Origin of the sequence: Cohnella terricola (assembly GCF_007786475.1) — a bacterium.
Lineage (GTDB): Bacteria > Bacillota > Bacilli > Paenibacillales > Paenibacillaceae > Cohnella > Cohnella terricola.
Window position 1 is genome coordinate 602,905 of the sequence record NZ_VNJJ01000001.1, and the last position, 22,320, is coordinate 625,224.

Annotated in this window: 27 protein-coding genes and 1 tRNA gene; 27 read left to right on the top strand and 1 reads right to left on the bottom strand. The window is 52.4% G+C overall.

The window, feature by feature from the left end; translation table 11 throughout:
- Window positions 1-145 precede the first annotated feature (145 nt).
- From prsW to FPZ45_RS02975, 15 genes are all read left to right on the top strand, one after another.
- On the top strand, window positions 146-841 hold the full coding sequence (gene prsW / locus FPZ45_RS02910) for a glutamic-type intramembrane protease PrsW (protein WP_144698162.1): 696 nt from the start codon (window positions 146-148) through the stop codon (window positions 839-841).
- 49 nt (window positions 842-890) lie between these two features.
- Window positions 891-1,052 (top strand): hypothetical protein, encoded by a 162-nt coding sequence (locus tag FPZ45_RS25195; protein ID WP_186438192.1) that lies wholly within the window; start codon window positions 891-893, stop codon window positions 1,050-1,052.
- 115 nt (window positions 1,053-1,167) lie between these two features.
- Entirely contained in the window at window positions 1,168-2,523 is a 1,356-nt protein-coding gene (gene ypeB, locus FPZ45_RS02915) for a germination protein YpeB (RefSeq protein ID WP_144698164.1), read from the top strand.
- Window positions 2,524-2,691: 168 nt separating this feature from the next.
- Window positions 2,692-3,336: a flagellar brake protein gene (locus tag FPZ45_RS02920; protein WP_144698166.1), complete on the top strand. Its 645-nt coding sequence runs from the start codon at window positions 2,692-2,694 to the stop codon at window positions 3,334-3,336.
- 51 nt (window positions 3,337-3,387) lie between these two features.
- Window positions 3,388-3,591: a hypothetical protein gene (locus FPZ45_RS02925; RefSeq protein ID WP_144698168.1), complete on the top strand. Its 204-nt coding sequence runs from the start codon at window positions 3,388-3,390 to the stop codon at window positions 3,589-3,591.
- 146 nt (window positions 3,592-3,737) lie between these two features.
- The gene (gene cmk, locus FPZ45_RS02930) at window positions 3,738-4,442 is read left to right on the top strand and encodes a (d)CMP kinase (RefSeq protein WP_144698170.1); all 705 of its coding nucleotides are present in this window, start codon (window positions 3,738-3,740) and stop codon (window positions 4,440-4,442) included.
- 3 nt (window positions 4,443-4,445) lie between these two features.
- Complete coding sequence (locus tag FPZ45_RS02935; RefSeq protein WP_144698172.1) at window positions 4,446-5,033, top strand: lysophospholipid acyltransferase family protein; 588 nt, start codon at window positions 4,446-4,448, stop codon at window positions 5,031-5,033.
- 196 nt (window positions 5,034-5,229) lie between these two features.
- Window positions 5,230-6,456, top strand: a complete 1,227-nt coding sequence (gene rpsA, locus FPZ45_RS02940) for a 30S ribosomal protein S1 (protein ID WP_144698174.1) — start codon at window positions 5,230-5,232, stop codon at window positions 6,454-6,456.
- 286 nt (window positions 6,457-6,742) lie between these two features.
- The gene (locus FPZ45_RS02945) at window positions 6,743-7,372 is read left to right on the top strand and encodes a hypothetical protein (protein WP_144698176.1); all 630 of its coding nucleotides are present in this window, start codon (window positions 6,743-6,745) and stop codon (window positions 7,370-7,372) included.
- Entirely contained in the window at window positions 7,372-8,289 is a 918-nt protein-coding gene (locus FPZ45_RS02950) for a YIEGIA family protein (RefSeq protein ID WP_144698402.1), read from the top strand. Before FPZ45_RS02945 ends, FPZ45_RS02950 begins: the two co-directional genes overlap by 1 nt.
- Complete coding sequence (locus FPZ45_RS02955; RefSeq protein ID WP_144698178.1) at window positions 8,282-8,461, top strand: capping complex subunit for YIEGIA; 180 nt, start codon at window positions 8,282-8,284, stop codon at window positions 8,459-8,461. Before FPZ45_RS02950 ends, FPZ45_RS02955 begins: the two co-directional genes overlap by 8 nt.
- 148 nt (window positions 8,462-8,609) lie before the next feature.
- On the top strand, window positions 8,610-9,932 hold the full coding sequence (der, locus tag FPZ45_RS02960) for a ribosome biogenesis GTPase Der (RefSeq protein ID WP_144698180.1): 1,323 nt from the start codon (window positions 8,610-8,612) through the stop codon (window positions 9,930-9,932).
- Between the two features lie 11 nt (window positions 9,933-9,943).
- Window positions 9,944-10,561, top strand: a complete 618-nt coding sequence (gene plsY, locus FPZ45_RS02965; protein ID WP_144698182.1) for a glycerol-3-phosphate 1-O-acyltransferase PlsY — start codon at window positions 9,944-9,946, stop codon at window positions 10,559-10,561.
- Entirely contained in the window at window positions 10,554-11,606 is a 1,053-nt protein-coding gene (locus FPZ45_RS02970) for an NAD(P)H-dependent glycerol-3-phosphate dehydrogenase (protein ID WP_144698184.1), read from the top strand. The genes plsY and FPZ45_RS02970 overlap by 8 nt, the downstream gene beginning before the upstream one ends.
- A gap of 77 nt (window positions 11,607-11,683) precedes the next feature.
- Window positions 11,684-11,956 (top strand): stage VI sporulation protein F, encoded by a 273-nt coding sequence (locus FPZ45_RS02975; protein WP_144698186.1) that lies wholly within the window; start codon window positions 11,684-11,686, stop codon window positions 11,954-11,956.
- 99 nt (window positions 11,957-12,055) lie between these two features.
- On the opposite strand, the gene FPZ45_RS02980 is transcribed toward FPZ45_RS02975, so the two are convergent.
- A complete protein-coding gene (locus FPZ45_RS02980; protein WP_144698188.1) occupies window positions 12,056-12,574 on the bottom strand; it encodes a hypothetical protein in 519 nt (172 codons plus the stop codon).
- Window positions 12,575-12,785: 211 nt separating this feature from the next.
- Here FPZ45_RS02980 and FPZ45_RS02985 point away from each other — a divergent pair, with 211 nt between their 5' ends.
- The 12 genes from FPZ45_RS02985 (at window position 12,786) to mtrB (ending at window position 22,236) form a co-directional block, all read left to right on the top strand.
- Window positions 12,786-12,965 carry a DUF2768 family protein gene (locus FPZ45_RS02985; RefSeq protein WP_144698404.1) on the top strand — a complete coding sequence of 60 codons (180 nt, stop codon included), beginning with the start codon at window positions 12,786-12,788 and terminating at the stop codon, window positions 12,963-12,965.
- Between the two features lie 7 nt (window positions 12,966-12,972).
- On the top strand, window positions 12,973-13,281 hold the full coding sequence (locus FPZ45_RS02990; protein WP_342780017.1) for a 2Fe-2S iron-sulfur cluster-binding protein: 309 nt from the start codon (window positions 12,973-12,975) through the stop codon (window positions 13,279-13,281).
- Window positions 13,282-13,303: 22 nt separating this feature from the next.
- Complete coding sequence (locus FPZ45_RS02995) at window positions 13,304-13,906, top strand: nucleotidyltransferase domain-containing protein (RefSeq protein ID WP_186438193.1); 603 nt, start codon at window positions 13,304-13,306, stop codon at window positions 13,904-13,906.
- Window positions 13,906-14,268, top strand: a complete 363-nt coding sequence (locus FPZ45_RS03000; RefSeq protein WP_144698409.1) for a 2Fe-2S iron-sulfur cluster-binding protein — start codon at window positions 13,906-13,908, stop codon at window positions 14,266-14,268. Before FPZ45_RS02995 ends, FPZ45_RS03000 begins: the two co-directional genes overlap by 1 nt.
- Before the next feature lie 22 nt (window positions 14,269-14,290).
- On the top strand, window positions 14,291-15,022 hold the full coding sequence (locus FPZ45_RS03005; protein WP_144698192.1) for a hypothetical protein: 732 nt from the start codon (window positions 14,291-14,293) through the stop codon (window positions 15,020-15,022).
- A 243-nt stretch (window positions 15,023-15,265) separates the two neighbouring features.
- Complete coding sequence (gene spoIVA, locus FPZ45_RS03010) at window positions 15,266-16,744, top strand: stage IV sporulation protein A (RefSeq protein ID WP_144698194.1); 1,479 nt, start codon at window positions 15,266-15,268, stop codon at window positions 16,742-16,744.
- Between the two features lie 692 nt (window positions 16,745-17,436).
- On the top strand, window positions 17,437-18,585 hold the full coding sequence (locus tag FPZ45_RS03015) for a sugar ABC transporter substrate-binding protein (RefSeq protein ID WP_144698196.1): 1,149 nt from the start codon (window positions 17,437-17,439) through the stop codon (window positions 18,583-18,585).
- Window positions 18,586-18,693: 108 nt separating this feature from the next.
- On the top strand, window positions 18,694-20,217 hold the full coding sequence (locus FPZ45_RS03020; protein ID WP_186438194.1) for a sugar ABC transporter ATP-binding protein: 1,524 nt from the start codon (window positions 18,694-18,696) through the stop codon (window positions 20,215-20,217).
- Complete coding sequence (locus FPZ45_RS03025; RefSeq protein WP_144698197.1) at window positions 20,214-21,203, top strand: ABC transporter permease; 990 nt, start codon at window positions 20,214-20,216, stop codon at window positions 21,201-21,203. Before FPZ45_RS03020 ends, FPZ45_RS03025 begins: the two co-directional genes overlap by 4 nt.
- 116 nt (window positions 21,204-21,319) lie before the next feature.
- Window positions 21,320-21,592 (top strand): HU family DNA-binding protein, encoded by a 273-nt coding sequence (locus FPZ45_RS03030; RefSeq protein WP_144698199.1) that lies wholly within the window; start codon window positions 21,320-21,322, stop codon window positions 21,590-21,592.
- 166 nt (window positions 21,593-21,758) lie between these two features.
- Window positions 21,759-21,835: transfer RNA gene (locus FPZ45_RS03035), tRNA-Pro, on the top strand.
- A gap of 179 nt (window positions 21,836-22,014) precedes the next feature.
- The gene (gene mtrB, locus FPZ45_RS03040; RefSeq protein ID WP_144698201.1) at window positions 22,015-22,236 is read left to right on the top strand and encodes a trp RNA-binding attenuation protein MtrB; all 222 of its coding nucleotides are present in this window, start codon (window positions 22,015-22,017) and stop codon (window positions 22,234-22,236) included.
- Window positions 22,237-22,320: the final 84 nt, after the last annotated feature.

Here is a 22,320-nt window from a genome sequence, read left to right on the forward strand (position 1 = left end):
GACGCAACAAAGCCCCGACGATTCGGGGCTTTGTTGCGTCATCGCGCATTCAACAGGTAAAAAATACCTATCTTCACGAAATGTTCTTTTTTTATGGGCAACGATTTACTGTTATAATGAAAATCAGGAAGGGAGGAGCGAACGGATGTTGCTCATATCGGTATTGGCGGCCGCGATCATACCGGGAATTGCGTTGCTCGCTTATTTTTACTGGAAAGATCGCTATGACGCCGAACCGATCCCGATCGTGGTCAAGATGTTCCTGACCGGAGCATTGATCGTGGTCCCGATCATGATCGTCCAACGCAGCTTGGTCATCTGGTGGGGAGAAAACCCGTTTACTTACTCGTTTATTATATCCGCGGGTGTTGAAGAGTTTTTCAAATGGTTCGTTCTTTATCATATTATTTATAATCATACTGTGTTCGATGAGCCATACGACGGCATTGTGTATGCCGTAGCTGTGTCGCTGGGCTTCGCTACGCTAGAGAACGTGCTCTACGCCTTTCTTCAGCCCGCGACGTTCGGATCTCTTATGATTCGTGCACTGCTTCCGGTTTCGGGACATGCTTTATTCGGCGTCTTTATGGGTTACTCTCTGGGTAAAGCGAAGTTTTCTGTCGGCAGGTCCGTTAAGGTTCACTTATGGCTTGCTTTACTGCTTCCTATCGCTTGGCATGGCGTATATGACTATCTATTTCTTACCGTTCCGTCGACTTGGGTCTGGCTCGCCGTTCCGTTTATGTTCTTGTTATGGTTCAGGGGGATGCGGATGGTGAATAGCGCCAATGCCATCTCTCCGTTTCGGTTTATTAAGCGGGAGGAAGAGATTAAATACTAGCCGATCCGTCCATACTGGGTGTGATAACATTCGGTAAAGGAGAGGGGCCTTGTTGTCTCAACGGCTGAAGGTAACGATCAGGTGCAACCGTTGCAATGAAAAATTCATTTTACGAGGGCGTAAAGACAGGGGACGGGTGGATACCGGATTCAAGATGTGCCTGTGCAATAACGCCGAGGATTTCGATATCGAAGAGGAAGCGCTCATCTAGCCGATGGGCGCTTTGTTTCCTTTCTGGACGAATCGTGCCGAATTCGCGCATAAAGTCGAAGTCTTCTTCCCACAATAACGGCATACCGTATGGGAATGAAAGGGGTCGGCTTTTCATGTATGCTCGATTAAGTTCTATTTTGTTTCCGATCGCGACGCTTCTGTTTATCGGCTCCATTGTCTGGGGGTATCAGGAGCATCAGGAGAAAAACTCCGTTCTGATCAAGGCGGAAAACCAGTACCAGCGCGCCTTCCACGATCTAAGCACGCATATGGGAAGACTGCACGATCAGCTCGGACAAACGCTTGCGGTATCGTCCGCGTCCCAAGGAATGCATCGCAAAGGACTGGTGAACGTCTGGAGACTGACAAGCCAAGCTCAGAACGAGATCAATCAGCTTCCGCTCGCGATGCTGCCGTTCAACAAAGCGGAGGAGTTCCTCTCTCGGATGTCGAATTTCGCTTACCGCACATCCGTTCGGGATTTGACGAAAGAGCCGCTTAGCTCCGATGAAGTCAAAATGATGAAATCGTTGTATAAGACCGCGGGATCGGTTAACCAGGAACTAGGCAAAGTTCAAGATGCGGTCCTCAAGAACCGCTTGCGCTGGATGGATGTGGAAGTTGCAATGGCGAGCGAGAATGGCCCCCACGACAATACGATCATCGACGGGTTCAAATCGATGGACAAGCATATGGGGGCTTATCCAGAGGCGGAATGGGGACCGTCCGCGATGTCCACGGCCCGCAAGCTTTCGTCTAAGGGATTGGACGGTAGCGAAGTGTCGCCGGATGAAATCAGGAGGAAAGCCGTCCAATTCCTCGGCCATTCGGCGGCCAACGGCGAAATCCAGGTCACGGAGCAAGGCGGCAAGACGGAGTTGCCCGTATACGCGGTTACAGTTAATGGACATGGCGGAACTCCGGTGCAAATGGATTATACGCGCAAAGGGGGGCACCTTCTCTGGTATATGAATCCCCGCGTCGTCAAAAGCCGGAAAATCAATTTCGATACGGCGCGCAATAAGGGCTCCCAGTTTCTGATACGGCACGATTACAAAGATATGACTCCGATCACTTACGACGAATACGACCATGTCGCTGTCTTCACTTACGCCCATACAATCGGCGGCGTAAAAAACTATTCGGACAAAATGACGGTGCGCGTCGCTTTGGATAATGGAGAAATCGTGGGATTGCAAGCGAGCGACCACGTGTTTGCTCAGAAGGTTCTGACGCCGGGCAAGCCAAAGCTGACGAAGGAGCAAACGCGAAAAGGATTGAATCCGGACTTCCGCATCGAAAGCTCGTCGCTAGCTGTCATCGAGAATGATATGCGCAAGCCGACGCTGTGTCACGAGTTCATGGGCAAGATCAACGACCGCCACTATCGGATCTATTTGAATGCAGACACGGGGCTTGAGGAAAGTATCGAGGAAATCCCGAGTTCGGAAAAAGCGATATACAAATAAAACGGATTCCGCATGCGCCATCCCCCGGGTTTCGCCGGAGTGATGGCGTATTTTCGTTCCCGAATCCCTATCCGCATGATATAATGTGTCCGAATCATACTATCGTTAAGAAAAGGATATGCCGTTTTTTGTTTCAAAACGGCTCATCCGGGACACGGAGGGGTGCAGGTGCTTCCGAAAATCAACCAAATGATGTACATACAGACCGAAGCCGATTCCGAGACGGTTACGTTGCGCTCGCGCGTTGCGGATATAGACGACGTGAACGTTTATATCGAAATTCCGTTAAACGAGAAAAGCCGAAAGCTGTATCGAGCCCGTGAAGGGGAAGAAATGGAGTTGTATTTTTTCACCCAAGACGGAGTGAAGCATTTATTCTCCAGCAGCGTCACCGGATTCCGCAAGGAATCGGTCCCTCTGATCGCGATCCGCAAGCCCGATCCGGACCAGATAACGAAAGATCAGCGGCGAAGCTTCCTCAGGGTTAACGCCAATCTGGAGCTTGCCGTTAAGATCGGAGATAAGCTCAGCTTCGTCGCCGTCACCGAGGATATAAGCGGAGGCGGGGTTTCTTTCTTATGCGAAAGAAGATGGCCGATTGGACCGAATGACGTGCTTTCTTGTTGGTTATTATTAAGCTATAAGGGCGGATCGATCGCACACGCCAAATTCGAAGGAGAAGTCGTCAGAGTGTTGCCGATCGAGCCGGACAAGCATTTGATCATGATGCGCTTTCAGGAAATCTCGGATTCCGATCAACAGAAAGTGATACGATACTGTTTCGAACGTCAATTGGACATGCGCAGGGAATGAAGCAGGCGACAGCCGGCGCGGCCTTGGCGCGCGTTCCGGAGGGCCTGATAGATGGTGAAGAAATCGAAAGATAGATACGACCAAGAGTTTATTGCCTGGTCGGATCGCATGGAGAAGATGTTGATCAAAGGGATCAAAGCGCTTATCGGGTTGTTGATCGTAGCCCAGCTTGCTTTGCAATTTCCCGCCGTCAGGCATTGGATCACGAAGGCGGATAGCGCGGAAGGAGTTCCCTTTCATCGCCAATCCCGCTAGCGTTTACGCAACCATTTTTGCATCCGCAAAGGCCCTGTGGTATAATTTTCTCGATCCACGCAGGCTGTGCCTGCCTTATTTTTTGGTCAGCAAGCGCAATTCGTCATCTCTTGTTGTCGGCATGTAGGAGGTCTAATCTTTATCTTATGAACGCACCGTATTCCCCTCGAATCAATATCGCGATCGACGGTCCGGCTGGAGCCGGCAAAAGCACGGTCGCCCGCAAGGTTGCCAGCGCTCTTCGCTATATCTACATAGACACCGGCGCCATGTACAGGGCGGTTACGTTGAAGGTGCTAGAATCGGGGCTTTCGACCGAGGATAACGAGGGTGTAGGTCGTTTGGCGGACGGATTGGATATCGTTCTATTACCCGGCGCCGAGTCCCAGCGCGTTCTCGTGAACGGAGAAGACGTAACCTCGCGGATCAGAACGTTGGACATTAATCGCAATGTATCCTACGTTGCCCGATTAGCCGACGTTCGCTCAAGAATGGCCGAGCTCCAACGGCGCATGGCCTTGGAGAAAGGCGTCGTCATGGACGGACGGGATATCGGCACGCACGTTCTTCCGGACGCGGAGCTTAAAGTTTTTCTAACCGCTACGCCGAGAGAGAGGGCCAAACGGCGATTCCTTGAGCTCGATCCGAACGAAGGGATCACGCTTGAGCAACTGGAGAAGGAAATCACCGAGCGGGATCGCTTGGATCAAGAGCGCAACATTGCGCCTCTCCTTCAGGCTCACGACGCTCTTCTGCTCGATTCCACGGGAAAGACAGTGGACGAGGTTGCGGAAGAAATCGTACAATGGGGACTTGCGGCGGTAAGAACCATTTCGGCGGGGGAGAAGTAAATTATGTTATATCGTTTCGCAAGAGCTATTCTCCGCTTCGTTTACTGGTTGCTCTACCGGCTGGAGGTCAGGGGAGTCGAGCAAATTCCCCGGGATGGCCCGCTCGTGTTGTGCAGCAATCACAAAAGTTTACAGGATCCCATCACTTTGGGGATATGGGTGCCCCGCAAAGTTCATTATATGGCGAAAGAAGAGTTATTCCGTATTCCGCTCTTCGGCTCGTTGATTAGAGCTTTAGGAGCGTTTCCGGTCAAACGCGGAGGCGTGAGCAAGGAAGCGATCCGAACGGCGATTACGCTGTTGCAGGGTGGAAACGTGATGGGGATTTTTCCGGAAGGTACCCGCAATGAATCGGTAGGCATGGGCAAACGCGGAGCCGTAACGATGGCTGTCCGCGCCAAGGCTGTTGTCGTACCGGTCGCATTGGTCGGAGAGTACCGTCCGTTCCGCAAGATGCTCGCGGTGTACGGAGCGCCGATTGATCTGACGCCGTACGCGGAGCAAGGCACGTCCGAAAGTTTGGAAGAAGCGACCGAATTGATTATGTCCCGCATCAGGGAAATGGTAAGAACCGGGCAACCGGCTTCTTAATCGGATGCATGTTTCCGGCAAGAAACCATCATACTAAAGGCATTATTTGGTTCTCGCGTTTTCGGGTAAGTAAGATTTAAGCGCCGCATAGTGCGAGTTCAAAAAGTTTAGCCAAGTGATCGAAGTCGAACTTTTTGAACAACCTTTTAAAGCGGGTTTAAATAAAGTTGGGGTAGAACTGAGGAGGTAATTTTTCATGTCTGAAGAAATCAACGTCCAAGAAACTGCGGCTGCAGAACCGGTGGCTGAGAACGTCAGCCAGGAAGCGCTGGAGAATGTCGTAACCTTGAAGAAAGGGGACACCGTGAAAGGTACGGTGGTCAAAATTGACGACAACCAAGCGTACGTTAGCCTTGGATATAAATATGACGGCGTCATTCCGCTGCGCGAACTGTCTTCCGTTAATCTGGAGAATGCCGCAGAAGCGGTTCAAATCGGCCAGGAAGTCGAAGCGAAAATCGTCAGCATCAACGATGCCAAAGAATCGCTCGTTCTTTCCAAACGCCAAGCAGACGCTCCACGCGCGTGGGATGAGCTTCAAGTGAAATTCGACAACGGCGAAGCTTTCGAAGTCGCGATTACCGACGTCGTCAAAGGCGGCCTGGTCGCTGACGTGGGCGTACGCGGATTTATTCCGGCATCCATGGTAGAACGTCATTTCGTAGAAGATTTCAGCTCGTATAAGGGCCGTACGTTAAAGGTGAAAGTCAAAGAAATCGACCGTGAAAACAACAAGGTCATTCTTTCCGCCAAGGACGTGCTCGATGCCGAGTACGAAGAGCAAAAACAAAAAATCATGAACGAGCTTCAACCTGGCCAAGTGTTGGAAGGAAAAGTCCAACGCTTGACACCATTCGGAGCTTTCGTGGATATCGGCGGCATCGATGGTCTCGTGCACGTGTCCGAGATGGCTTGGCAACATGTCGCGCATCCTGCGGACGTCGTCTCCGAAGGCCAAGACGTAAAGGTGAAAGTGCTGAAAGTCGATCCTTCGATCGGCAAAATTTCCCTCAGCATTAAAGCGGCTCAACCGGGTCCTTGGGAAACGGCTGTCGGCCAATTCAACATCGGCGATGTCGTAACTGGCGTCGTTAAACGTCTGGTCACTTTCGGAGCATTCGTTGAAATCGCTCCGGGCGTAGAGGGACTCGTTCACATTTCGCAAATCGCGCATCGCCATGTCGCAACGCCTCACGAGGTGTTGAAGGAAGGTCAAGAAGTTCAAGCGAAAGTGCTTGATTTCAACCCTGCCGAGAAACGCGTTTCCCTGTCCATCAAGGAAACGGAAGAAGCGCCGGCCCGTCCGGAACGCGAAGCTCGCGCACCGCGCGCGCCAAGAGAAGAAACGAACCTTCCGCCGGCTGAAAGCATGAGCTTTAACCTGGGAGAACGTTTCGGCGATAAGCTGAGCAAGTTCAAATAAGTTATATTTTCGAAAACCCGCCTATGCAGGCGGGTTTTTTGCGTCTAGACGCTGCAGCCCCTGAATAGCACGATTGTTTCGAGCAACTCCGACGAATGGACACTGCTGTTTCAGAATAGCACGATTATTTCGAGCAACTCCGGCGAATAGACACTGCAGTCCCAAAATAGCGCGATTGTTTCGAGTAACTCCGGCAGAGGCGGCCTCTCCGATATTTCCTCGTCGTCCATCGAGAGCATGGATTGCAGCCTATCCGGCGCATACTAGCTTATGGAGGTGAGAGGGGATGTCGCCGATATTCATAGCCGCTTTCTTATGGTTGATCGCCGCGATCTTATGGTGGAGCGGATGGAGGGAGGAGCCAATCGAGGGAGTGCCGTATTGGGCCGTCGGCATTTTTCTTGCCGTTTGGCCGCTCGCGATACTCGGGAGTCTTCCCGTAACCTCGTCGGTGTCGCTTAACGGGGCATGGTTATGGACGCTGATCTCCGTCGGTGCGTTGGCATGGCGAATCCCTCCCGCCAGGAGGTGGATGTCGCTGTCGGCCGGCATTCTGATTGGTTCCGTTGCGATTCTGCTCGGCAGAATTGCATATTCGCCAATCGGGATCGCTCACGGTTACACGCCTTGGGCGATTCCGATACTCGTAGGCTTGCTGGCTGCGCTTTTTCTTCGTTCCTTGCCGGAACAGGTGCTGGCGATATCGTTAAGCCTCATCTTAAGCGAAGGGATTGCGGCTATCGTGCAAGCCCCCGGTGAGTCGATGTCGGAGATAAGGGGCGCTGCGTGGCTTGAGGGCTGGTGGATCGCCGTGTCGTTTGCTCGATTATGGAGCGCGGCCGTGAAGTCGGCAGTAGAACACGGAAGGAAACTAACGTTGAAATTCAGCGGAAAAAGAGGGGGGCAGCGTTTATGATGCTCGGCTGGCTACATGCCCACAAAGAATTGACCGCCGTCGTTCTCGGAACGGCGTTCGGAATGGCGGTAAGGGTAACGATGCTTCGCAGCGATTATCGCCAATACCCGGCGTATCCTCATGGGAAGATCATCCACTTGTCGCTCGGATTGATCGCCGGGGCACTAGGTTCGGTCGCCGTTCCTGCGCTGTACAACAAAGATTACACGGCGATCACGTTCTTGTCACTCGCGGCGCAGCAATTTCGCGAAGTGCGCAATATGGAACGCAACACGCTGACCGCGATCGACAAAATGGAATTGATCCCGAGAGGGGCCGCTTATATCGAAGGGATTGCGGTCGTGTTTGAAGGGCGCAATTATTTGGCGATCCTGACCGCTTTTATAACCAGTAATTTCGTCCTCTGGATCGGTTGGTGGGTGGGTTTGATCATGGGTTTAGTGTTGCTAGTAGTAGCGAATTACTTTATGAAGGGAAAAAAAATATCCCATATCGCCGACGTCCAGATGGCGCCTCTCAAGCTAGAGGGGCCAAATCTGTTCGTCGGAGACGTGTACTTAATGAATGTGGGCTTGGACGAGAGCAGGAACATTATCATGCAACTGGGCATCGGCTTTATTTTGACTCCGAAGAACGACGACGCCAAAGTCACGATCGCCAATCTGGGGCAGCGTCAAGCGATCCTTCACGACGTGTCGACGCGGCTTGGCGTCTATCGCGACGATGGCGACCCTTCTTTGCTGCCGATCGCGAAATTAGGTCTGCCTACCGGCAAGCTGGGAATTCTCGTACTGCCGCGTGAGAAGGATACGGACAAAGCTTATCAATCGGTTAGAAACGTGCCGCTTCTAGAGGCGGCCGTGCGCATGCCTACGGAAGCAAACCGAAAGAGCACGGAGGCGAACCCAAGTGGCTAAGATCGTTGGCGTCGTCACGACGAAGCGCGAGTATGTCGGAGGCGGAGCTCCGATTATCTTCGCGAGAGACGAAGCTCATCTGCAAATGATTGCCCACTTGCTGGAGAAGGTGATGGACTGTTCCGCCCATTCGGTCGACGAGGAACTGTTTATTATCGTGGATCACAAGTAATTATCTGAAGACGATCCACTCCAAACATGGGCTCAGGCAATAATCGTTAGCCAAGTAGACCGATTTTTGATATGATGAAATTTGCGATTGTTTCAGTTCCTGGCCCTGCCAGGACGATGATTGTTCGATATGTTGAGGAGTGGAAAATATGGCACGACCCGTTATAGCCATCGTTGGAAGGCCCAATGTGGGCAAATCCACGATATTTAACCGGATTATCGGCGACCGTCTTGCGATCGTCGAAGATAAACCGGGTGTAACCAGAGATCGTATATACGGCACCGGAGAGTGGAATGGGCGTTCATTTAACGTCATTGATACCGGCGGCATTGAAATCGACGGCGAAGATAGCTTGCTTCGATCGGTAAGAATACAGGCTGAGCTTGCCATCGAAGAGGCAGACGTCATTATTTTTATGGTCGACGCCAAATCCGGAGTGACGAACGCGGATGAAGAAGTGGTGCGTTTGCTGTTCCGTTCGCGCAAGCCGATCGTGCTTGGGGTTAATAAAGTCGATAATCTGCAGCGGATGGACGACATTTACGAGTTTTATTCGCTTGGCATCGGCGATCCGTTGCCGCTATCAGGCTCGCACGGAACGGGTATCGGCGACTTGCTCGATGCTGCAGTGAGCAAACTTCCGGTCAAAGAAGACCAAGAGTATAACGACGACGTGATCAAGGTCGCGTTGATCGGACGCCCGAACGTGGGCAAATCCTCTCTCGTGAACGCGATTCTAGGAGAGGAGCGCGTTATCGTTAGCAATATCGCGGGAACGACACGCGACGCGATTGACACGCCGTTCGAGAAAGACGGGCAGAAATACGTTCTGATCGATACGGCAGGCATGCGCAAACGCGGCAAGGTCTACGAGACGACTGAGAAGTACAGCGTGATGAGAGCGATGCAAGCGATCGAACGCGCGGATGTCGTGCTCGTCGTCATTAACGGCGAGGAGGGCATTATCGAGCAGGATAAGCATATTGCCGGATATGCGCATGAGAACGGCAAAGCGGCGATCTTCGTCGTGAACAAATGGGATGTCGTCGAGAAGGACGACAAAACGATGCAGCATTTCACGAACTCGATTCGCGAACAATTTCTGTTCATGACATATGCGCCTGTCGTGTTCTTGTCCGCTCTGACGAAACATCGACTGACCAAGCTGTTCCCCGTTATAACGCGGGTTGCCGAGCAGCATGCGCTGCGCGTACCGACGAACGTGCTGAACGACATCTTGTCGGATGCGGTCGCGATGAATCCGCCGCCGACGGACAAGGGAAGAAGATTGCGCATCAACTATATGACGCAGATCGCGGTCAAACCGCCGACTTTCCTCATTTTCGTCAACGACCCCGAACTTATGCATTTTTCTTACGAACGGTATTTGGAGAACAAAATCCGCGCGGCTTTCGCTTTCGAAGGAACTCCGCTGAGATTGTTCACCCGTAAGAAATCCGATCAAGAATAGGGGAGAACGGCGTGCTCAACACGATTATTGCGATTATCGTCAGTTATTTATTAGGCTCGATTTCATTCAGCATTTTGTTCGCGCGGTGGCTCCGCAAGATCGATATCAGGGAGCACGGCAGCGGCAACGCGGGAGCGACGAATACGCTCAGAGTATTGGGCAAAGGACCGGCGATCGCCGTGTTCCTGCTTGATATTGCCAAAGGTTCGGCCGGTGTGCTCATTGGACAGTGGTTAGGGGACGGCAACGCTTGGATCCCGGTCGCATGCGGTTTGGCCGCTATCGCCGGACATAACTGGCCGATCTATTTCAGGTTCAAAGGCGGTAAGGGGATCGCAACAACCGTCGGAGCTTTGGTGATTTGGGCGTTTTTGCCGACGCTGATCGCGGGAATCGCGGCTATTTTGATTATTGTCGTTACTCGCTACGTATCTTTAGGGTCTCTGATCTTCGCCGTATTGCTTCCGATCTTGTTTTATATATTCGATCTGAACACCTCGTTGATATGGGGGGCAGTCGTCGTTGCCGTGCTTGCGATTGTCCGCCATCGCAAGAACATCGTTAAGCTTATGAACGGAACTGAAAATAAGCTGGGCGGCGGTAAGAAGGGGGAGCCTCACGGTGTCTAAGAAAATCGCCGTAATCGTTGCGGGCAGTTGGGGGACGGCATTATCTCGGGTGCTTGCGGATAACGGACATCGCGTCATGTTATGGACGCGTAAACAAGCTCAAGCGGACGAGATCAACCGCGAGCGCAGCAACGACAAGTTCCTTCCCGGTGTAAAGTTGCCCGAGGGGATCTCGGCCACGTCCGATATGGCCGAAGCGATGGCAGGCGCCGAGGCGGTGCTGTTCGTCGCGCCTTCGTCCGCCATGCGAGAAGTCGCTCGCCAAGCGGCTAAGGTTCTTCAAAAGGACGCATTGGTTATTCATGCGACGAAAGGTTACGAGAGCGATTCTCTGAAACGAATGTCCGTCGTGCTCTCGGAGGAACTAGGTCGTCCGGAGAGCAGTATCGTCGTCTTGTCCGGACCCAGCCATGCGGAGGAAGTCGTGCAGCAGCATCCGACGACGATCGTCGTGGCAGCCAAGGACGTTTCCTGCGCGGAAGCGGCGCAAGATTTATTCATGAATCATTCTTACTTCCGAGTCTATACGAATCCGGATATGGTCGGCGTGGAGACGGCCGGAGCGATCAAGAACATTATCGCGCTTGGGGCCGGTCTTTCCGATGGACTCGGCTTCGGCGACAATGCCAAGGCGGCGCTCATTACGCGCGGCTTGGCGGAGATCGCTAGGCTTGGAGATGCGATCGGGGCTAACCCCTTGACGTTCGCGGGCTTGGCCGGCGTAGGCGACTTAATAGGGACGTGCACCAGTCAACATAGCCGCAACTGGAGAGCAGGCTCAATGCTAGCGCAAGGGATTCCGTTGCCAGAAGTACTGGAGCGAATGGGCATGGTCGTAGAAGGCGTGAGAACGACGAAAGCCGCTTACGTACTGGCCCGCCAGCATGGTGTCGAGATGCCGATCACGGATCAGCTCTATGCCGTTCTATTTGAAGGATTGTCTCCCGATAAAGCGGTCGGGGCGCTAATGGGTCGCGTTCGTACCCACGAGATCGAGGAAGTCGCGACCGAATTGACGAGCAAGCGGGCCAATCGATCAATATAAGGCTTGGGCGGTAAAAGCCCGCACCCTTCGAACCTTCTCCTCATAGGATGCATTGTTACATTCGGAGGAGGGGAAGTATGGACAAATTTCCGAAGGATCTACTCGGCGCCGTCAATAAAAAAACCGGGAAAAACATCTCCGAAAACTCCATCAAGAAGATCGCGAGCTCTGTTACTCCCAGCACTTTACAAAGCGATGCCCAGATCAGGGCGTTGATTAAACAGGTGTCGGCGATGGCTAACGTTCCCGTATCCGAAAGCACGATACAGGAAATCGTCGGTGCCGTCAAGAAGAGCGGGTTGAACATGGGCAACTTGGAGTCGCTCGTCAAAATGATGGTGAAGAAATAATAACGGAGCGTAATGCAAAAAGACTTCCGGTCGCCGGAAGTCTTTTTGTGCGTCATTTATGTAGGAGATGGGCGGAAAACCGATCTATCTCACTGGGGCTTAGCTGACGTTTCTTTGAGAGAATCTTTGCGGGATTGTCCAGGCTGCCACGGCGGCGAGAGCGATCCAGAGAACGTCGTACATTTTGAACATGTCGCTAAAGGAGATAATGGAGCCGGCATCCGATAAACCTAGTTGCTGAAGGTACTCTTCGACATCTTGTTTGACTAAATAATAAGTGATGTATTTGCCTGCGAGAACACCCAGCAAACCGAATATGACCGCGATAATCTGGTGCAGTGGCGTCACGTTTTTCCGAGATAAGAAAGCAACGACGAAGCCGACTAGCGCGCCGATTGCCGAAGCCAGTATGCCAAGCTCGTAATTGCCATAATAGGCGATCAATGCCCAAACGACGGCTCCCACCAACGCTGCGGCGACTGCCCCGACGATAATGACGCCCATCGGCAAGGATCTGGTTTCCTGTTCCGGCTCCCTCGTAATTTCATACTGAATTCTTTGCGAATTTGCGGATTGCGATTGCTCGCCTTGCGTTTGTTCCAATTGCGGAGTTTCCAATTTCGTAACACCCTTTCGTCTAAGTTAAAACTTTCCAAAATTACTATTCTACACCGATAGCTCTATTCCTCCTTCATTCGACAAAAAACTACTTTTACTCCATTTTTGTCAACCTACTTGTCAAATGGTATAATATTAAGCATTTGAGTCAGTAAGAGATGGGAGGGCGGCATCGATGTTTAACATGCTGCAAACGTACGCCGCGGCCAAGCTGGATCCGATGAGCAAAATGTGGGTGTCCTTCATCGGGATCGGCTTGATGGTATTGGCGGCGTTAATGATTACATTCGCGCGCACCAAAACAAAAGGATGGGTTCGTCTCGTCCTCACGCTAGTCGCGATCGTTATGCTGATTTATGGTATGATTTGTGGACTTTTATCCATCGTATAATACATAAGTGGAGGGGATCAGCATACTTACTTTAACCGGACGAACCCTCTCGAAAACGGTCGAAACGCAAATCGGCAAAAGCTTGCTCCAGATCGCGCAGTCCGAATCGATAGATTGGCAGTTCAACTGTTCCAGGGGCACATGCGCGAAGTGCAGATGTATCGTGGAGGAAGGCGCGGATCTGCTGTCGGAAGTGAGCGATGCCGAGTGGGACCGACTGGGACCGGACGAATTGGATGCGGGATATCGGCTGGGCTGCCAAGCCGTCGTAGAGGCGAAGGGCGTCATCAAAGCGATAAACAAAACTTATTTCTAAGCCAAGAATGGAAGTGGCCGATATGCGGAACGATTTGCCGCTCTCCGCGCTGACGAAGCTGATCGCCGAGCTGGAGGAAGAAGAAGCCAGCTACGTCGTCGGGGGCAGCACGGGGCTGGTTCTGCGCGGAGCGAACCTAGATCGCCCTCCGCGCGATCTGGATGTTTACGTCGATGAGGATGCGGTTCGTCCCGTTCACGAACGTTTGCGTTCTTATGCGTTAGATGGCCCGGAAGACAACGAGACGGAAAAATACCATTCCACGTTGTCCCATTATCGGATCGAGGGAACGATGGTCGAGCTGGTCGGACATTTTCGCGTTTACGCCAGACAATCCGTCTATACGACGGAAGTGAACGGGTTTCTTTACCCCAATTGCGACATCATCGAGTTTGACGGAGTTAAGGTTCCTGTTATTCCTTTGGGGCACGAATTGATCTTTAACGTGCTGCGCGAGCGGCACGATCGAGCGGAAGCGGCGGGGAAGCTGATCTCGCAGGATCCAGATAAGCATATGCCCTTGCTGAAGGAACTCATTCGCAGAAATCGATTAAGCGAACAAATCGCGGCGGAAACGCTGGCGCTTGCAGGCGCCAGGATGTTCGATCCCCAGGAGGAGCAATGATGGGGGGCGGGGGCAAACATTCGGTAACCTTCGGGCCGGACGGGGAGCAAATCTTCGTTAGACCGGGAACGACTTTATTGGAAGCGTCCCGCAGGGCAGGCGCGAAGGTTCGCACGCGCTGCGGAGGCGTGGCCGGATGTCTGATGTGTAAAATCCATGTGTCCGAGGATCAGGCGGATCGTCTACAGCCTCCGACTACGGCGGAAATTCGCAAGCTCGGCTCTCTGCTGGGGCAAGGTGTACGTCTCTCCTGCCAAGCCAGAACGCGGGGCGACGTCGTCGTGTCGATTCCGGAGGATCCGCTAAAAGCGGCGATCCGCAAGCGGCTGGCTGAACAGGAAGAAGACGATTGGTTGATTTGACGTCATTCGGGAGGATTCAACGATGATAGTTCGATTATTGCCCAAGGCGCTAGCAGCGGTATTGGCGAGCCTGGCGTTATTATTGCTGGCGGGATGCATGTATCCGGAGGACCAATCTCCGGGAAACAACGCATCGGCCAGAGAAGCGGTGCTTACCGTGCAGGATGCGGTGGACCGCTATCGTGAACAGACGGGACTGCTGCCGATTCAGAATGCCGATGAGACGATTCCGCAGTACGAGAAATATAAAGTGGATTTCGGCAAATTAAAAAGACTCGGTTATGTCTCTCAAGTTCCCGGTGCCGCTTTCGAAAGCGGAGGCGCATATCAATTTCTCATTATCGATGAAGAGACGAATCCGCTCGTCAGGCTGCTTGATCTAACAGTGTTTCAATCCGTCGCCGGCGTTCAGAAGAAGGTGGACGAATATCGCGCCGGACACGCGAACCGCAATCCGGCGGGCGACGAAGTATATCCCGGATTCGCTTCGGTCGATTTCTCCAAGCTAGGCATGAAATCTCTGGAGATCCGAAGCATGTATTCTCGTCAAACGTTAAATTTGCTCGTGGACGAAGCAGGTCAAGTGTTCGTCGATTACGGAATCGATATCGCGACCGCGCTGAATAAGGCGGAGGTCAAGCCCGGAGCGAATGAAGACCTTAGACGCATGTTGATCGACGCCTCGTATTTCGTTCCCGTTCGATCTCCGGCTTACCAATTGGTGAACGGCGAACCGACGGCAGTTCGTTCTTGATATCTACTCTTTTCATAAAAAAGATTAAAGGGAGATGACATACGTGTCTCTCTTTTTTCATATGCTCATGGGGGAAACACGGGGAGCTCTGGCAGGCGTAAGCCGACAGGGCAAACATTTTGTGCGGGCGGCGTCATATTCGGGACAATCGCACATACAATGTTACTAGTCCAAGTTCGTGTACGAGTTCCGCCCTGAAGGCGGGTCACGAAAGTTTCGCGATTACGATGGGAGGGAATCTCAGTGGAAAAAGTGGACATTTTCAAGGATATCGCCGAACGCACCGGCGGCGATATCTACCTCGGGGTCGTGGGTGCCGTCCGCACGGGCAAATCGACCTTTATCAAACGGTTTATGGAAACCGTTGTTTTACCTAATATCGCGTTTGAAGCGGATCGGATCAGAGCGATCGACGAATTGCCTCAAAGCGCGGCAGGCCGTACAATCATGACGACGGAGCCGAAGTTCGTCCCGAACAACGCGGTGCAGCTCAAAGTGGCTGAAGGCCTCGAAGTGAACGTCCGCCTCGTCGATTGCGTCGGATATACGGTCGACGGAGCGAAAGGCTTCGAGGATGAAGGCGGTCCGCGTATGATTACGACACCTTGGTTCGAGGATCCGATTCCGTTCCAAGAAGCGGCAGAGATCGGAACGCGCAAAGTCATTCAAGAGCATTCCACTCTTGGCGTCGTCGTGACGACGGACGGAACGATCTCGGAAATTCCTCGCGGCTCCTATGTTGACGCCGAGGAGCGGGTCGTGAACGAGTTGAAGGAAGTTGGCAAGCCGTTCGTCTTAATCGTGAACTCCGCACGGCCGAGGAGCGAAGAAACTCAGGCGCTCCGCAACGAGCTGGCCATTAAATACGATATTCCCGTTATGGCGGTAAGCGCCGCGACGATGGGCGAAGACGAAGTTATGGGCGTTCTTCGCGAAGTGCTGTACGAATTCCCCGTGCACGAAGTCAACGTTAATCTGCCAAGCTGGGTCATGGTACTAAACGAAGGCCACTGGCTGCGCACGAGCTACGAGAATTCCGTTCGTGAGACGGTCAAGGATATTCGCAGACTGCGTGACGTGGAACGTGTCGTCGCCCAGTTCATGGAGTACGATTTCGTGGCTAGAGCCGGCCTCAGCGGCATGAATATGGGGCAAGGCGTAGCCGAAATCGACCTATACGCTCCCGATGAACTGTACGACAAAATCCTGATGGAAGTCGTCGGAACCGAAATCCGCGGCAAGGATCATCTGCTTCAGCTAATGCAGGAGTTCTCGCACGCGAAGAGGGAATACGACCGGTTCTCGGAAGCGCTCGAGATGGTCAAGACGACAGGCTACGGAATCGCGGCCCCATCGCTTGCGGAGATGGTGCTTGACGAGCCGGAGCTCATTCGACAAGGTTCGCGTTTCGGCGTCAGGCTGAAAGCGACGGCGCCTTCGATCCACATGATCCGGGTCGACGTCGAGTCCGAATTCGCGCCGATCATCGGTACGGAGAAGCAAAGCGAAGAGCTCGTTCGCTACCTCATGCAGGATTTCGAGAAAGATCCGATCAAGATTTGGGAATCCGACATTTTCGGGCGCTCGCTGCATTCGATCGTCAGGGAAGGCATTCAGGGCAAGATCGCGATGATGCCCGACAATGCTCGTTACAAGCTGCAAGAAACGCTGGGCCGGATCATCAACGAAGGCTCGGGCGGCTTGATCGCAATCATTCTATAAGTGGTCTTACGAAGCGCTTGCCGGTACTTGTGCCGGTCAAACGCTTCTTTTGTTTTCAAGACTGCAATTAACTGTAACCCCGCTCCGCGTAGTCAGGTTTCACCTGACTACACGTGCCAAAGTCCCGTTTTGCACCGTCTAATCAGCTTTCACCTGACTACACGCGCCAAAGTTCCGTATTGCGCCGTCTAATCAGGTTTCACCTGACTACACGCGTCCAAGTCTCGTTTTGTGCCGTCTAATCAGGTTTCACCTGACTACACGCGTCCGAGTCCCGTTTTGCGCCGTCTAATCAGGATTCACCTGACTACACGCGTCCGCTACCCCGTTTTGCGCCGCCTAATCAGGTTTCACCTAACTACACGCGCCAAAGTCCCATTCAGCACCGTCTAATTCGTTATTACCTAACTAAACCCATCAGTACCCGCAAAGATTACAAGACTTCTATCAATATAGGAAATGAAAGCGCAATTCTAGTGGCAAATCCAAGAATATGCGATCTAGGATATTGCCAGTCGCGGGGAATTCGCCTACAATGTTCTGATGGACAGAACGTGCAAAGATAGCGTATAGCCGCAGCAATATGCGAATTTTTTGAATTAAGTAATAAAACCGATTGACATACTCGGAATAACTGGTTATAGTAAATTTCATCATAGACATGCAGTTATGAATTGGGAGGCAAGAGAGAGATGAATCAACGTAAATTTAAAGGGTCATGGGTCGCACTGTTGCTAGTATTCGTATTGGTGCTGGCGGCGTGCGGTAAAAAAGAAAACAACAACGCGGGCAGCTCGTCGCCTGCTGCGGAATCGCCATCTGCTTCGGCAAGCGCGCCTGCATCCAACGATTCGGAACAAAACGCGGAACTGGATGCGCTTAAAGGCAAAAGAATTGCGCTCGTCATGCGTTTCAACACGGGAACGTTCTCCGCTCAATACGTAGACGGTGTTAAGAAACAAGTGGCCAAATTCGGCGGCGAAGTGACTGTGCTTGCTTCCGAGAACGATCTGGCGAAAATGGCGGCGAACTTGGATTCCGCTGTTAACCAGAAGTTCGACGGCATTCTGATCGACCACGGCGATGCCGCGGCACTGACGAATGGTCTGAATAAAGCGAAAGAGGCTGGCATTCCGATCGTCGCGTTCGACTCGGGCCTGCAGTCTTTCGAAGGTATTACGAATCTCGCCCAGAACGACCAGCAGCTTGCCGAGTTCACGCTCGAGAAGCTCGCGGAAGAAGCAGGCGGCAAAGGCAATATCGTTAAAGTATGGGTTGCCGGATTCCCTCCAATGGAAAGCCGTCAAATCTCTTACAAAGCGTTCACCGAGAAGTATACAGACATTAAAGAAATCGCGTCGTTCGGCGACGCAAGCAATCCGCAGCTCGATACGCAAAATAAAATGGAAGCCGTATTGAAACAATATCCGAAAAAAGGCGACATTACTGCGGTATGGGCGGCATGGGATGAATTCGCTAAAGGCGCAGCCAATGCGATCAAACAAGCCGGACGCGACGAGATCAAAGTATACGGTATCGATCTGAGCGATGAAGACTTGAAGATGATTCAAGATCCGACGAGCCCTTGGGTAGCTTCGGCCGCCGTCGACCCGACTTCGATCGGAACGGTTCAAGTCAGATTCCTGTACCAGAAGTTCCATGGCGATACGACCGATCCGGTTGTTCAATTGGAGCCGGTATTCGTACACCGCGATGCGCTGCCTAAGGACAAAATCATTACGACCGCAGAGCTTTCTCAATACGTGGAAGGCTGGGGTAGCAGCGATCTCGGCAATACGGATTATCTGAAAGAATTGGAAGCGGCTGTAGGCGCAAAATAAACGATTTACAGAACATTCGGCAGGCACGGCGCGGGGATTCATCCGCGCCGTTTCCTGCTGTCAATACGAATTTCGAACAGTCTTCGGCGGGAAAGGGGACGATCTGCGATGTCAACGAACGATAAGGCTTCCGTACTGAATATGAGAAACATCTCGAAATCTTTCGCGGGCGTTTCCGCCTTAAAGAACGTGGATTTCTCTGTCAGAGGCGGGGAAATCCACGCATTGCTCGGTGCGAACGGCGCGGGGAAGAGCACGCTAATGAAAATATTGTCGGGCGCTTACGAGTCAGACGAAGGCAGCATTGAGATCGGGGATGCCTCGTTTAAGTTCGTATCTCCCGCTGATTCCAAGAGAGCGGGCATTCATTGCGTATATCAAGAGGTGGATACTTCACTCGTTCCGCATCTGACCGTTTCGGAGAACATTTTCCTCGATCGATTGGCGACTTCCAAAGCGGGAGCATGGCTCCGTTGGGGTGGCCTGCACGAGGAAGCCCAGGCGGTTCTTAAACGGATCGGGTTGACGCTATCTCCAAGAGAGCTTGTACGGGATTTGACGTTGTCGGAGAAGCAGCTTGTGTTGGTCGCGCGTCTGCTCGCCGAGAATGCCAAATTCGTCATTCTGGATGAGCCTACCGCTCCGCTTAGTCTGGAAGAAGCCGACAAGCTGTTCGGAATCATGACGGGATTAAAAGATGCGGGAATCGGTGTTATCTTTATCTCCCACAGGTTGCCCGAAGTGTTCCGAATTTGCGATCGCATTACCGTGATGAGAGACGGCGAGCACGTCTTGACGGAGGACAAGAGCAAGATCGATGCCAGCGGCGTCGTCCGGGCGATGCTCGGACGCAGTTTCGAAGAGGAGTTTCCGAAGCTGGATGCGAAGATCGGCGAACCGGTATTGAAGGTCGAAGGACTGGAAGCCGGACGGCGCGTACGGGGCGTTAATCTCGAGGTGAAGCGCGGAGAGATCGTTGCGATCGTCGGCTTGGTCGGAGCGGGCAAGACCGAATTGTCCCGGGTGCTGTTCGGCGCGGATTCGTCGGAGCGTGGGACGGTCAGTGTCGGGGGCAAGCCGGTGAATCTCAGAACCCCATCGGACGCGGTCCAAGCGGGTATCGCACTCGTTCCCGAGGAAAGGCGCAAGGAAGGCATACTCGTCAGGGAGTCAGTCTTGCATAACTTGAGCTTGCCTTTGCTGAAAACGATAAGCAAACTTGGGTTTCTGTCCGGCAGATCGGAGCGCGCGTACGCCGCTGAACAGATCGAGGGGCTTGGCATAAAAACTTCGTCGGTGTCCTTGCAGACCGCGTTTCTGAGCGGCGGCAACCAGCAGAAAGTGGCGATCGGCAAATGGATGGGCACGGAAGCGGACGTCTACTTGTTCGATGAGCCTACCAAAGGCGTCGACGTCGGGGCCAAAAGCGATATTTTCCGCATTATTGGAAAGCTCGCGCAGCAAGGCAAAGGCATCGTTTACTTGACGTGCGAATTCGCAGAAGCTCTTGGCTTGGCCGACAGAATTCTCGTGATGTGCGACGGGGCCATCGTAAAAACATTCAACCGCGGCGAAGCAACGCAAGAGGATTTGTTGTATTATGCCAGCGCGGGCCGGGAGGAATTAGCGTGAAAAATCGCCTGCTGCCGTTTACGTTCAAATACGGAGCGCTCATATTCATCGGTTTCGTCATTCTGTTCTTCTCTCTTAGAAACGAATATTTCTTTACCTATAACAATATTACCGATATTCTTCGTTCGATCTCGATTGTGACGTTCGTCGCTATCGGTGTAACGATCTCGCTGACGGTTGATGGATTCGATCTGTCGGTGGGCTCCACTGTATCGCTCTCGACCGTCATTACAGCGACAATGATGGTTTGGTACGAGATGCCGCTTGTCGTCGTGCTGGTCGTTCCGCTTGCGGTAGGTGCCATAGTGGGCTTGCTTAACGCGCTGCTAATCGTTAAGATCCGTATCCCGGACCTTCTAGCGACGCTTGCTGTTATGTATATCGTCAATGGTATTCACAAGACGTATACGAAAGGATATTCGATTTACAGCAATATGCCGCTGTCTGACGGTACGACGGCTCCCGGCGTGATGTCCAAGGAGTTTCTATGGATCGGTCAAGGCAAGTTATTTGGCGTACCTTTTCCCGTCATCCTCATGCTGCTCGCTGTCATTGCCGCCCACATCTTCTTCAAGTACACTCGGTGGGGACGGCAGATGATCATGACCGGCGGGAACGAGGAAGCGGCTCGACTCTCGGGGCTCAAAGTCAAACGCGTACGCACGTTGGCGTACGTCGCTTCCGGCGTCTTCGCTGCGATCGGAGGCATCCTGTTTGCATCGCGGATCGGTTCGGGGCAGATCGATGCAGGAGCTCCGATGCTGATGGAGTCGGTCGCGGCCGTTTTCGTAGGATATTCGGTGTTCGCGGCGGGGCGGCCGAACATTATCGGCACCTTCTTCGGAGCCGTACTGATGGGTGTTCTCGTGAACGGATTGACGATGATGAATGTGCAATATTACACCAACGACATTATTAAAGGTGCGGTGCTCGTTCTTGCCCTTGCCGTTACTTTTATCCATCTCAATCGCCGCAAATCTGGGTGACAAATACCGGGAAATCGCGCCACGCTTGAAACTTCACGATTCCGGAGTGTATAATTTCTGTTGAAACGGATAAACAAATAACATGCCATCGCACGATTGGGGGAGGTGAAATTGCTATGAATAAAACCGAATTGATTACTAAAGTGGCCGAATTGGCCGACTTGTCCAAGAAAGATGCGACCCAAGCGGTTGACGCTGTTTTCGACGTTATTTCCGAAGCGCTGCAGAACGGAGACAAAGTTCAACTCGTAGGGTTTGGCAACTTCGAGGTTCGCGAACGTTCCGCTCGTAAAGGCCGCAACCCGCAAACCGGCGTCGAGATCGAGATCCCAGCCGGCAAGATCCCTGCGTTTAAGCCGGGTAAAGCCCTTAAAGAAGGGATTAAATAACACAAAAATCGTTAGGGTGCGCTCCTGTTTCCTTCAGGGGTGCACCTGTTTTATTCAAATCTAACTACCCCGGCTAATGGTTGCGAGAGTCGTCGCAAATATGCTATAATATCGTAAAATCCCCATCAGGTAGGGATTACCCTATCGTACATATCGCGTACATATCCGGGACGTGGCGCAGCCTGGTAGCGCGCACCCTTGGGGTGGGTGAGGTCGAGAGTTCGAGTCTCTCCGTTCCGACCATATCATGTCAGATATGGCTATCCCTTTCAAACCAAATCGACCATTTCCTTAAGGTGTATCGCACGCTAAAGGGAATGGTTTTTTGTTAGCCTCGCGGTTCTGCGAGAAAGCAGTTAAAAGATTTGACAGCGATCTATCTTTTCTTCATTATGGGAGTCATAAAAGGAGGTTGCACAACGATGGGCGAGAATGAACAAGATTTTGTCGTCATCAAGGCCAAAGACGCCGGCGTGCAAGTTATCGGTTTAACGCGCGGCCAAGACACGAAATTTCACCATACCGAAAAATTGGATAAGGGCGAGGTGTTGATCGTTCAGTTTACCGATCATACGTCGGCCATGAAAATCAGAGGCAAGGCAACGATTATGACGAAACATGGCACGATCGATACGGATGTATAAACAAGTTTACGATGCGGCGCAGGCATAGCCTGCCCTTTTTATTTGTACAATGGGTATGGAAGAGCCTCTACAGGAAAGGGGAAA

What these genes read in the sequence shown, in the direction of transcription:
- prsW (WP_144698162.1), top strand. Translation starts at nt 146, where the DNA reads ATGTTGCTCATATCGGTATTGGCGGCCGCGATCATACCGGGAATTGCG.
- ypeB (WP_144698164.1), top strand. Translation starts at nt 1,168, where the DNA reads ATGTATGCTCGATTAAGTTCTATTTTGTTTCCGATCGCGACGCTTCTG.
- FPZ45_RS02925 (WP_144698168.1), top strand. Translation starts at nt 3,388, where the DNA reads ATGGTGAAGAAATCGAAAGATAGATACGACCAAGAGTTTATTGCCTGG.
- cmk (WP_144698170.1), top strand. Translation starts at nt 3,738, where the DNA reads ATGAACGCACCGTATTCCCCTCGAATCAATATCGCGATCGACGGTCCG.
- FPZ45_RS02935 (WP_144698172.1), top strand. Translation starts at nt 4,446, where the DNA reads ATGTTATATCGTTTCGCAAGAGCTATTCTCCGCTTCGTTTACTGGTTG.
- rpsA (WP_144698174.1), top strand. Translation starts at nt 5,230, where the DNA reads ATGTCTGAAGAAATCAACGTCCAAGAAACTGCGGCTGCAGAACCGGTG.
- FPZ45_RS02945 (WP_144698176.1), top strand. Translation starts at nt 6,743, where the DNA reads ATGTCGCCGATATTCATAGCCGCTTTCTTATGGTTGATCGCCGCGATC.
- FPZ45_RS02950 (WP_144698402.1), top strand. Translation starts at nt 7,372, where the DNA reads ATGCTCGGCTGGCTACATGCCCACAAAGAATTGACCGCCGTCGTTCTC.
- der (WP_144698180.1), top strand. Translation starts at nt 8,610, where the DNA reads ATGGCACGACCCGTTATAGCCATCGTTGGAAGGCCCAATGTGGGCAAA.
- FPZ45_RS02975 (WP_144698186.1), top strand. Translation starts at nt 11,684, where the DNA reads ATGGACAAATTTCCGAAGGATCTACTCGGCGCCGTCAATAAAAAAACC.
- FPZ45_RS02995 (WP_186438193.1), top strand. Translation starts at nt 13,304, where the DNA reads ATGCGGAACGATTTGCCGCTCTCCGCGCTGACGAAGCTGATCGCCGAG.
- FPZ45_RS03000 (WP_144698409.1), top strand. Translation starts at nt 13,906, where the DNA reads ATGGGGGGCGGGGGCAAACATTCGGTAACCTTCGGGCCGGACGGGGAG.
- FPZ45_RS03005 (WP_144698192.1), top strand. Translation starts at nt 14,291, where the DNA reads ATGATAGTTCGATTATTGCCCAAGGCGCTAGCAGCGGTATTGGCGAGC.
- FPZ45_RS03015 (WP_144698196.1), top strand. Translation starts at nt 17,437, where the DNA reads ATGAATCAACGTAAATTTAAAGGGTCATGGGTCGCACTGTTGCTAGTA.
- FPZ45_RS03020 (WP_186438194.1), top strand. Translation starts at nt 18,694, where the DNA reads ATGTCAACGAACGATAAGGCTTCCGTACTGAATATGAGAAACATCTCG.
- FPZ45_RS03030 (WP_144698199.1), top strand. Translation starts at nt 21,320, where the DNA reads ATGAATAAAACCGAATTGATTACTAAAGTGGCCGAATTGGCCGACTTG.
- mtrB (WP_144698201.1), top strand. Translation starts at nt 22,015, where the DNA reads ATGGGCGAGAATGAACAAGATTTTGTCGTCATCAAGGCCAAAGACGCC.